Below are 9,827 nucleotides of genomic sequence, written 5' to 3'. Positions count from 1 at the left end.
GCGAGAGTAGGTCATCGTCAGGCACTTATACTAAAAATCCCCCAGGGCACATGCCTCGGGGGATTTTTTTTGCGTTATCTTTAACCAATAAGGGTTAAAGCATCTTAATGTTGAGGCGCGCGTCTGCCTGCGGCTATTTTTATGGCAGAATGCACTCCTTCAGGAGGAATGCTTATGACACAGATGCGCTGGGAACAGCTACTTTCCCCACGTCGTCTTCACGACCAACGCTCAGAAAGCACTCGAGAAATAGGCCGTAGCCCTTTTCATAAAGATCATGATCGAATTGTTTTCTCTGGTTCTTTTAGACGCCTCGGGCGCAAGACCCAGGTTCATCCGCTGACAGAAAACGATCATATTCATACCCGCTTGACTCACTCGTTAGAAGTGGGCTGCGTCGGTCGCTCACTGGGAATGATCGTCGGTGAGCTGTTGCGTGATCAGTTGCCCGAATGGATTACCCCAGCAGACCTGGGTGTGATAGTGCAAACGGCATGCCTTGGCCACGATATTGGCAACCCGCCGTTTGGACACGCCGGTGAGTATGCCATCCGCGATTGGTTTCAGCGTGCCCAGAGCAGTGGCCTGCTTGAGGGTCTATCCGATGCTGAACGAGAAGATCTGCTGACTTACGAAGGTAATGCTCAAGGCTTTCGCATTATTACTCAGATTGAATATAATCAGTTCAATGGCGGTATGCGGCTCACGTCGGCCACGCTTGGAACCCTTCTTAAATATCCGTGGACTGTCCGTTATAGTGGGCGGGCAGGTAAGTTCGGCGCTTATCAATCGGAGCAGGCACTGCTCAAAGAGGTCGCCGAAGCGGTAGGATTGCTGCCCCAGGGTGAGCAACGGTGGTGCCGTCATCCACTCGCTTGGCTCGTTGAGGCCGCTGATGATATCTGCTATGCGCTGCTGGATCTTGAAGATGGTTTAGAAATGGGCATTCTGCGTTACGAAGAAGTCGTCGAGATTCTGCGCCAGATTGCCGGAGAGTTTCCACTCGAATATACCGATATGCAAGACCGAAACGTATCCCAGCGGCGCCGTATCGCATTGCTACGTGGTGCCGCCATGGAGCGCGCCGTCAATGATGTGGGGGCGGTGTTTGTGCAGCATGAGCAGGCGCTGTTGAGCGGTACGCTCAGCGATGATCTGTTAGAGCTGTGCCACCCGGATTTAGGCTGGGGTGTGCAGGCCGCCAAGCAGCTAGCCCGCGAGCGTATTTTCCAAAACGAGCGTAAGGCAAAGTTAGAAATTGGCGCTTATACAACGCTAGGGATTCTTCTCGAGGCATTTATTGGGGCGGCTCACGAGCTGTACCATACGGGGCGTTCATCGTTTAAGCATCAGCGTGTGCTGGCTCTTATTGGTGAAAATACTCCGCTGCCGTCTTGGTCGCTCTATGATAGCTACCGGCGGATGCTGGACTTTATCGGCGGGATGACCGACCACTACGCGGTTGACTTAGCTCAAGAAATGGGCGGTCGTTTACGCGGCGACTAAGCATCCTGCCTCTACACCGATGGCTGACTTAGGTGCTTTAATTCCAACAGTCTGGCGCGCTCAAGCAAAACGTTGATGACCTTATCATGTATGGCATCGTTGAGCGCGCCGGTGTTTAGCTCGGTCAGCTGCTTGGCGAGGGTATCACCGCTCACCACCAGAATATCGGTAGCCGCATCACTGTTATCTATTTTCCATCCAGGTAGTACCAATACACCGCGCACCGGAACAGGAACGCCACAGCGGCGCTCTAACCAGTGAGAGAGCCAGCAGACGCCCTGACGTGTTTTATGTAGCGGCCTACGCTCCTGCCAGTGAGGAAAGCGCAAACGCTCTCGTTCTACGGCCACTGTATTGAGCTCATGGCCGTCGGTACCAATGGCCAGCGTTCTAGCGCGTGTTTCGACCACAAAAATGCCGTGAGGCGTCACTACGACGTGATCGATGGTAAAGCTATCGGTGGGCACATCGTGGAAGACGTAGTAGGGGTGTGCGTCGGGGCGAACTAGGCGCGCAAGCTCTTGCCCAACGGCAAGCTCGCAAGCCAAGCCAAGCTTTAATCGCCGTATGCGCTGGTAGTCACGTACTAATAGCAATGAATATATTAGAACGAGCAATGTGCTGAGCAGGCCATACAGTGCCCATTCAACCCAGTCCTGTCGTTCGACAAACAGCATGCGTCCCATGCCGTAAACGAGTGGCGCCAGGCTGATGATGGGCCCCAGCGCGCCGTTTAAAAACAGGCTAGAAAACGCTTGGTCAAGGCGGTAACGCAATGCTTGGCCTGGTTCATGAAGGGGCGCATTGAAAGGAGAGTGAACACGGGCATCATGTAAGCTACGTAGCGCCAACACGATGCTGCCCATTGCCGCCATCGGGAATAAAAAAATTAGCGGTAGCAAATATTCCAGCCAAGCCATTGCAGTGCCTTGCTCTGCGACTTACCTAGCGATAAGTCATCGTATTATAGAGGTGTTAACCTCCAGCGAATTTGACCTGGTATCCGAGAGCGCTTAGCGCCTGGTGTAGGGTGTCTCGATGATCGCCTTGGATTTCGATAATACCCTCTTTAACCGCGCCACCCGTTCCACAACGCTGTTTAAGCGTTTTGGCCAAACGTTTGAGATCGTCGCTTGGCAAAGGAATGCCGCTAACGGTAGTCACGCCTTTACCTTTGCGGCCGCTGGTTTCGCGTCGAATACGAACCACGCCATCGAGAGCCACTAGCCGCTCCTGCTCACTTGCATTATCGCAGTTACATGCATCAAGAGCTTCTCTACAGGCCGGGCAAGTTTTGCCGTGCTCGGTGGAGTAAACCAGCCCACCTAATTGATCACGCAATGACGCCATTATCGCCCCCCTGCCGAGTGTTGAGGCACTGGGGTTTGCCAATGTTCACGAGTGAGTCGCTCCACTACTGCAGGTAACTGATACATATTGCTGATCATAATAGCGTTTTCAGGCGTTGTCTCGGCATCGGGAAAACGATTTAAATGGATGACCGTCATTCCGGCTTGCAGGGCCGCGTGAACACCCACTAGTGCGTCATCAATGGCAATACAGTCACGTGCCAAGTAGCCCATGATACTCGCTGCATGTAAATGTAAACAGGGTTCAGGCTTCCAGCAATTGGCGGTATAACCACTGAACAAACGATTCCCAAAATAATCGCCAAGGCCCGTAACACTTAACGCGGTGTGAATTTTACTTTCTGGGCCATTGGATACCACTGCGCTGGGATAGCCAGCCAATATATCCAGTGCTTCATGGGCACCGGGTATCGTCGTTAGTTCCTGGGAAAGTCGCGTGGCTAAGTTAGCCCGCATGTCAGTTTCCATGCTGTCGAGCTTGTCTGGATCGACGTCGCCGTGTCTTTTTTGCAGTTCGGCAACAATCCGCCGAAAGCGCGCGCCACGAAATTCGCCAAGGTAGTCAGTAGCAGCAAAAGGCAGCCCTACTGCATTGAGGCCTAAGGTCATTTCTTCCGCGAGAAGGGGTTCGCTGTCAACGAGCGTGCCATCACAGTCAAACAGCAAAAGTGGGAGCGGCATTGCATTTCCTTGCAGCGGCTCAAGCGCTGCCAGTGTTAGTTAAGCCAATCGCCCTCTATTGAACGGGATTTTTTGCCTTTTGTGAACACTGTTTTGTTATTTTTTGCTTGCCAGTGTGTGGCTCTTGAGCCAGCTTACAACAGTCATGCTCAATTTTACGGCGACTGCGTTGACGAGATAGCATGTAATATCCCCTGTCATCACCAATGGAGATCGTGCCATGCGATTAGTTACCTGGGTTATTTCTTTCACGCTGAGCGCTGCTTTAATCGCGACGACAGGCTATGTTTTTGCCGATAATCACGCACCAGAAAACGAGCAGCACGCGCCACTAGATGATAAAGCCCTGGAGGAGGAGTATGGCATAAAAGCAGGGTCGGTAAAGCGCGATGGCGAGCTTTCGTCTAGCGATGTTGGTGAGGCGAGTGATCGAACTCGCGCAGGCGAGGATGACGTAGAGCTTGAGCCTTCAACGGGGGAAGAAGAAAGTCCGGGCGCTGGCACCGGAGGCACCGGCAGTCCAGACGATGCGATACATAGTAGCGAAGAAGAAAACAGCGCAAACGATGATGGCACTGACGCCAACGAGTAACGTCAGTGCCTAATACACTACTGGGCAAGTCGGCGCGAGTTAGCGCTACTACGCTGGTGGTAAGGCTTCATCGTGCGCTTGCTAGTGACCCACCAAGGAGCGAGCTGACCATTCATTGAACTAAACAGTGCTTTTTGCATGACGAGGCCAGCTTCCATGTTGGCCTCGAGTTTTTCGGTAACCATGCGCTGATTCTCTTGCATCATTTTAGGACTGAAGAACGGCTGCGTTTGCCATAAGTGATTGCGCATCGTGATGGTGGACAGAGAGGTAGACCATAGCTCGCACGCCATTAGGCCGACTTTCCATATATCGAACATCGCCACTGGCGTGGTGGGGACCAATGGCAGGGTTGATGAGCGTTTCATAAGCGGCTTGCCTCTGTGTTGGGCCGCGAAACCTCGTGGCCCAATAGACAGTGTTAGCGCATTAATGCTGCATTGCAATATGTGTTTTGCGAGCTATAGCATAGGTTATGAAAAACCCAGTTATGAACAGCCAAGTGATAAAAAGAGAGCGGCATAAAAAAGACGACCAAGAGATCGTCTTTTGGAACAGGCTTAGCTAAGCGATCATTTGATCTTAGGTACCAGTTCGCCGCGCTCATAGCGCAGGAACATCTCTTCTAAGTTAATCGGCTTGATTTTGCTGGCATTGCCGGCAGTACCGAACGCTTCGTAGCGGGCGATACATAGGTCGCGCATCGCAGTGACGGTTTCCTTCAAGAACTTACGCGGATCGAATTCAGCGGGGTTCTCAGCCATAAAACGACGCACTGCGCCGGTAGAGGCTAGGCGTAGATCAGTGTCGATATTGACCTTACGAACACCGTGTTTAATCCCTTCGATAATTTCTTCCACCGGTACGCCGTAAGTTTCGGGGATCTGGCCGCCGTACTGGTTAATGATTTCCAGCCATTCTTGCGGTACAGAGGACGAGCCATGCATGACTAGATGAGTATCTGGAATACGCGCATGGATTTCTTTGATGCGCTGGATTGAAAGCGTATCGCCCGTGGGCGGCTTGGTAAATTTGTAAGCACCGTGGCTGGTGCCAATGGCGATCGCCAGTGCATCGACCTGCGTGGCTTTAACAAATTCGGCGGCTTCCTCAGGATCTGTGAGCATCTGCTCCATATCCAGCTTGCCTTCAGCGCCAATGCCGTCTTCTTCACCGGCCATACCGGTTTCCAGGCTACCCAAGCAGCCCAGCTCACCTTCAACGGAGACGCCACAGGCATGTGCCATTTCTACCGTACGACGGGTAACGTCAACATTATATTCATAGTCAGTCGGTGTTTTGCCATCTTCGCCCAGCGAGCCATCCATCATCACCGAAGAAAAGCCAAGCTGAATAGAGCGCTGGCAGACTGAAGGGCTGGTGCCGTGATCTTGGTGCATGACCACCGGAATATGAGGAAACTCTTCAACCGCGGCTAAAATCAAATGACGCAGGAATGGCGCCCCTGCATATTTACGTGCACCCGCAGATGCTTGCACGATGACCGGCGAGTCGGTGGCATCGGCGGCTTCCATAATAGCGCGCATCTGCTCAAGGTTATTGACGTTAAAAGCCGGAATGCCGTAGCCGTATTCGGCAGCGTGGTCGAGCATCTGGCGCATGCTGATCAGAGCCATGAAGTCACCTTATCTGTGGACGTTGTGAAAAACTGGTTATCTGAACCCGTGCTGCAAGCGCATGGGGTCACGTTGTCTAATGCATTTGTAAAACAAATTAGCCGCGTTTGGCAGCCGCTTCGAGGGCCGCCACGGCCGGTAGCTGTTTGCCTTCAACATATTCAAGAAAGGCACCGCCACCGGTAGAAATATAGGAAATGCGATCCGCAATGGCATATTTATCAATGGCCGCTAACGTATCACCACCACCGGCAATAGAGAAAGCCGCGCTATCGGCAATGGCCTGGGCAATAACCTGAGTACCATTACCAAATTGATCTATTTCAAACACGCCGACCGGCCCGTTCCATAAAATGGTGCCAGCGTCTTTGAGCATGGTGGCTAAGTGAGCCGCCGTGTCAGGGCCGATATCTAAAATCATTTCATTGTCGGCTACTTTATCGACGGGTTTGACAACCGCTTGCGCTGATTCAGAAAATTCGGTGGCCACGACTACATCGGTAGGTAGCGGGATCGAGACCTTTTCCATCAACGCCTTAGCCTGATCGATCAGGTCGGCTTCATACAGTGATTTGCCGACATTGTAGCCCGCCGCGGCAATAAAGGTATTGGCGATTCCTCCCCCAACAATCAGTTGATCGCACTTATCAGCTAACGTCGTGAGCACATCTAGCTTTGTTGATACTTTTGAGCCGCCGACAATTGCGGCCATGGGACGAGCTGGATTCGCCAGCGCTTGCTGTAACGCGTCGAGCTCTTGGGCCAGCAGCGGCCCAGCGCAGGCGCTTGGTGCAAAGCGGGCGACGCCGTGGGTTGATGCCTGTGCCCGATGGGCCGTACCGAAAGCATCCATAACAAAAATATCGCACAGCGCGGCGTACTGTTTTGCCAGTTGCTCGTCATCTTTCTTCTCGCCGCTGTTGAAGCGTACGTTCTCAAGAAGGACGACATCACCATTTTCAAGTGCCAGCGTTTCGCCTAGATACGCGGTCACTAGAGGCACCGGGCGACCCAGTAGGTCGCTTAGATGCTCAGCAACGGGGGCAAGAGAAAACTCATCGGCAGGTTCGCCTTCAGTGGGGCGTCCTAAATGGCTCATCAGCATGACTTTTGCGCCAGCGTCCACCGCTGTCTGAATGGTGGGCAACGCTGCGCGCAGGCGGGCGTCGCTTGAGACCCGACCATGTTTAATAGGCACATTCAAATCTTCACGGATCAGCACGCGTTGTCCTTCCAAGGGAAGGTCAGTCATTTTCTTCACATTCATGTGAGCGGTTTCCTCGTGTTCAGATTACGTTTCTGTCGAAAGTCTGGCCAGTCGATGACTAATATCGAGCATACGATTCGCGAACCCCCACTCGTTGTCGAACCAGCACAGCAGCTTGATGAGGCGTTTGCCAGCAACCCGCGTTTGGGTAGCATCTAGAATGCCTGAGCGCGGGTCGTGATTAAAATCAATCGACGCCATGGGTGCTTCCGTATAGCCAAGAACGCCTTTTAAACGCTGTTGGCTGGCTGTCAGGAGTAGCGCATTTACCGCATCACGGTGAGTATCGCTACGAACCGTGAGGGCCACGTCCATCGCAGAGACGTTAATCGTCGGCACGCGGACGTGTAAGCACTCAAAGCGGCCCGCTAGGTGAGGCATTAAGCGGCTAATGCCGAGCGCCAAGCCGGTGTCGACGGGAACAATCGACTGCATCGCCGAGCGAGTGAGGCGCAGATCCGTTTGATGGTAGGCATCAATCACTGGCTGATCGTTCATCGCCGAGTGGATCGTCGTCGTCACGCCGTGTTCAAGCCCTAGCGCTTCATCTAAAACGGTTAACAGCGGCACCAGGCAGTTGGTTGTGCACGATGCAGCGGAAAGAATGCGCTGAGACAGCGTCATCTGGTCTTCATTAATGCCCCATACAATGGTGGCATCAACATCATTCTCTGCGGGCTGAGAAAACAGCAGCCGCTTGGCGCCCGCGGCTAAATGCAGTTCGGCCGAGGCGCGGTCTTTAAAGCTTCCCGAGCACTCCAACACTAGGTCTACATCGAGTGCTTTCCAGGGTAGATTGCGCGGATCCTGTTCGCACAGTATCTGGATGCGCTGGCCGTTAACGATGAGATCCTGGCCATCGTTATCGACCTCACCTGGAAAGCGGCCATGTGTTGTGTCGTAGCGCGTCAGGTACGTAATCGTAGCGAGATCAGAGAGTTCGTTGATCGCAACGATCTCAATGCCCGGAGGTTGCCGCTCGACGAGGGCCCGCAGCACGCATTGGCCAATGCGTCCGTAACCGTTAATAGCGATGCGATACGTAGAGGCGGAATTAGCCATACACAAAGGCGGCTCTTAAAAGTAAATCGATGATCAAAAGTGGGATAGCAAACCCCGCGATAGTAGCGTATTTCAGTCAGCTATGCGTATCCGCTGCTCATGCCTAGCAGTCGCCAAGCAAGCGGCAGGAGTACCGCAGTGAAAATGCCTGTAAGGCTCATTCCTAGTGAGGCGAATGCCCCCGCCGCGGGGCTGATTTCGAATGCTCTGACGGTACCAATGGCATGCCCATTCAGGCCAAGGGCGAAACCGATCAAGCGTTCATCGCTGATATGCAGCAAACGTGCAGCAATGCTGACGCATGGGATGGTGATAACACCGGTTATCAGCAGCGACCCCATTAGCAGCGCTACCTTACCGCCAAGCTGTTCGGTAATGCCGATAGCAATCGGCGCCGTCACAGACTTGGCTGCAATGGAGGCAAGTATGGTTTCGGAGCTGCCCAGCAGCCAAGCAATAGCAAGTGCATAGAAAGCCGCTAGCGTGGCGGCAATGGGCAAACAAATTGCCAGCGGCCGCCAGAGTTCAACGATGCGCGGCAGCTGTTGATAAAGCGGCATACCTAGCGCCACCGTCGCGGGCCCCAACAACACCGTTAGCCATATCGCGTCCTCTTGATAGGTCGGATAAGGCAGCCCTATCAGCGCGAGCGCCCCGGCGAGTAGCAGCGCCGCAATTAAAATAGCGGGTAGCCAGGAAGGGCGCTTAAGGCGCTGAAATAGCCGGTTACCAATCAAATAAGCAACCAGCGTTAGCCCGACAGCAAATAGCGGCGTGGCGGTTAGCAGCTCTAATAGCGATAGGTCAGCGGTCATAAGATTGCCCGATCAGTCGCTTAAGCAACCACAGGGTGGTGACAACGCTAAGAAGTGTACCCGCCACTAAGGCGATAAGAATAGCTGTCCACTGCCCGGCTAATTCGCCAATGATGAAAAATACACCGACGACACCGGGCATAATCAGCATAGCGAGCAGCGCGATGAGCGGCTGTGCGGCCGCGGCAATACTGCTAGGTACGCGACCATACATCGCAAGCGTGGCACACAGCAGCAGCATGCCGATCACGCCTGAAGAGACCGGCAGACCGGTGAAGTAGATGACCACTTCACCGATCTGCCAGTAGCTAATCAGCCATAAAAAGCCACTGAGTGCCGGCATGGTCTATTCGAGCAGTTCGTGAGCTTGCTTGACGATGTTGTCGACCGTGAAGCCGAAGTGTTTGAACAGATCGTCCGCGGGTGCAGATTCGCCGTAGGTCGTCATGCCAATTACACGGCCTTCCAGACCCACATATTTGTACCAGTAGTCGGCATGCGCCGCTTCAATAGCGATCCGCTTGGTGACCGCTTGGGGTAGCACGCTTTCACGGTAGTCCGCGTCCTGGCCGTTGAAACGGTACGCCGAGGGCATGGACACGACGCGAACGGCTTTACCCTGTTGCTCAAGCTCGGCAGCAGCGTCCATCGCGAGCGATACTTCTGAGCCTGTGGCTATCAGAATCAGCTCCGGCATTTTTGGCGTGCCTTGGCTGGTTTTACTCGTCGGGTCTTTAAGAACATAAGCTCCGTTTTGAATTGCCGCTAGCTGCGCTTGGGTGCGCTGCTGGTGCGGCAGGTTCTGGCGTGAGAGTACCAGCGCGGTCGGGCCGGAGTGGCGCTTGATCGCCGCATCCCAAGAGGCGGCGGTTTCGACCGCATCGCAGGGGCGCCAGG

Annotated in this window: 12 protein-coding genes; 2 read left to right on the top strand and 10 right to left on the bottom strand. The window is 53.8% G+C overall.

Going from position 1 to position 9,827, the window contains the following annotated elements; genetic code table 11:
- Positions 1 to 174 precede the first annotated feature (174 nt).
- A complete protein-coding gene (locus ACTH5D_RS15875; RefSeq protein ID WP_441672921.1) occupies positions 175 to 1,506 on the top strand; it encodes a deoxyguanosinetriphosphate triphosphohydrolase in 1,332 nt (443 codons plus the stop codon).
- A gap of 11 nt (positions 1,507 to 1,517) precedes the next feature.
- On the opposite strand, the gene ACTH5D_RS15870 is transcribed toward ACTH5D_RS15875, so the two are convergent.
- Genes ACTH5D_RS15870 through ACTH5D_RS15860 form a run of 3 tightly spaced genes read right to left on the bottom strand, consistent with a single transcriptional unit; the run spans position 1,518 to position 3,557 of the window.
- Positions 1,518 to 2,426 (bottom strand): nuclease-related domain-containing protein, encoded by a 909-nt coding sequence (locus tag ACTH5D_RS15870; RefSeq protein ID WP_441672919.1) that lies wholly within the window; start codon positions 2,424 to 2,426, stop codon positions 1,518 to 1,520.
- A gap of 55 nt (positions 2,427 to 2,481) precedes the next feature.
- Positions 2,482 to 2,856, bottom strand: coding sequence for a translation initiation factor Sui1 (locus ACTH5D_RS15865; RefSeq protein WP_441672917.1), 375 nt, complete (start codon positions 2,854 to 2,856; stop codon positions 2,482 to 2,484).
- Positions 2,856 to 3,557 carry an HAD-IA family hydrolase gene (locus ACTH5D_RS15860; RefSeq protein ID WP_441672915.1) on the bottom strand — a complete coding sequence of 234 codons (702 nt, stop codon included), beginning with the start codon at positions 3,555 to 3,557 and terminating at the stop codon, positions 2,856 to 2,858. Before ACTH5D_RS15860 ends, ACTH5D_RS15865 begins: the two co-directional genes overlap by 1 nt.
- Positions 3,558 to 3,777: 220 nt before the next feature.
- Here ACTH5D_RS15860 and ACTH5D_RS15855 point away from each other — a divergent pair, with 220 nt between their 5' ends.
- Complete coding sequence (locus ACTH5D_RS15855; protein WP_441672913.1) at positions 3,778 to 4,149, top strand: hypothetical protein; 372 nt, start codon at positions 3,778 to 3,780, stop codon at positions 4,147 to 4,149.
- A gap of 17 nt (positions 4,150 to 4,166) precedes the next feature.
- On the opposite strand, the gene ACTH5D_RS15850 is transcribed toward ACTH5D_RS15855, so the two are convergent.
- The 7 genes from ACTH5D_RS15850 to ACTH5D_RS15820 all read right to left on the bottom strand — a co-directional run.
- Positions 4,167 to 4,517 (bottom strand): hypothetical protein, encoded by a 351-nt coding sequence (locus ACTH5D_RS15850; RefSeq protein WP_441672911.1) that lies wholly within the window; start codon positions 4,515 to 4,517, stop codon positions 4,167 to 4,169.
- A 204-nt stretch (positions 4,518 to 4,721) separates the two neighbouring features.
- A complete protein-coding gene (fba, locus tag ACTH5D_RS15845) occupies positions 4,722 to 5,786 on the bottom strand; it encodes a class II fructose-bisphosphate aldolase (RefSeq protein WP_441672909.1) in 1,065 nt (354 codons plus the stop codon).
- A gap of 97 nt (positions 5,787 to 5,883) precedes the next feature.
- Positions 5,884 to 7,053 (bottom strand): phosphoglycerate kinase, encoded by a 1,170-nt coding sequence (locus ACTH5D_RS15840; RefSeq protein WP_441672907.1) that lies wholly within the window; start codon positions 7,051 to 7,053, stop codon positions 5,884 to 5,886.
- Between the two features lie 24 nt (positions 7,054 to 7,077).
- Positions 7,078 to 8,115 (bottom strand): type I glyceraldehyde-3-phosphate dehydrogenase, encoded by a 1,038-nt coding sequence (locus ACTH5D_RS15835; protein ID WP_096276158.1) that lies wholly within the window; start codon positions 8,113 to 8,115, stop codon positions 7,078 to 7,080.
- A gap of 80 nt (positions 8,116 to 8,195) precedes the next feature.
- Positions 8,196 to 8,930 carry an LrgB family protein gene (locus ACTH5D_RS15830; RefSeq protein WP_441672905.1) on the bottom strand — a complete coding sequence of 245 codons (735 nt, stop codon included), beginning with the start codon at positions 8,928 to 8,930 and terminating at the stop codon, positions 8,196 to 8,198.
- Positions 8,920 to 9,273, bottom strand: a complete 354-nt coding sequence (locus ACTH5D_RS15825) for a CidA/LrgA family protein (protein ID WP_441672903.1) — start codon at positions 9,271 to 9,273, stop codon at positions 8,920 to 8,922. Before ACTH5D_RS15825 ends, ACTH5D_RS15830 begins: the two co-directional genes overlap by 11 nt.
- Before the next feature lie 3 nt (positions 9,274 to 9,276).
- The coding region (locus ACTH5D_RS15820; protein ID WP_441672901.1) for a transketolase-like TK C-terminal-containing protein at positions 9,277 to 9,827 on the bottom strand (551 nt) is incomplete at its 5' end.

It is taken from the genome of Halomonas sp. (assembly GCF_052095695.1).
GTDB lineage: Bacteria > Pseudomonadota > Gammaproteobacteria > Pseudomonadales > Halomonadaceae > Vreelandella.
This window is presented reverse-complemented; position numbering and strand designations above follow the sequence as displayed.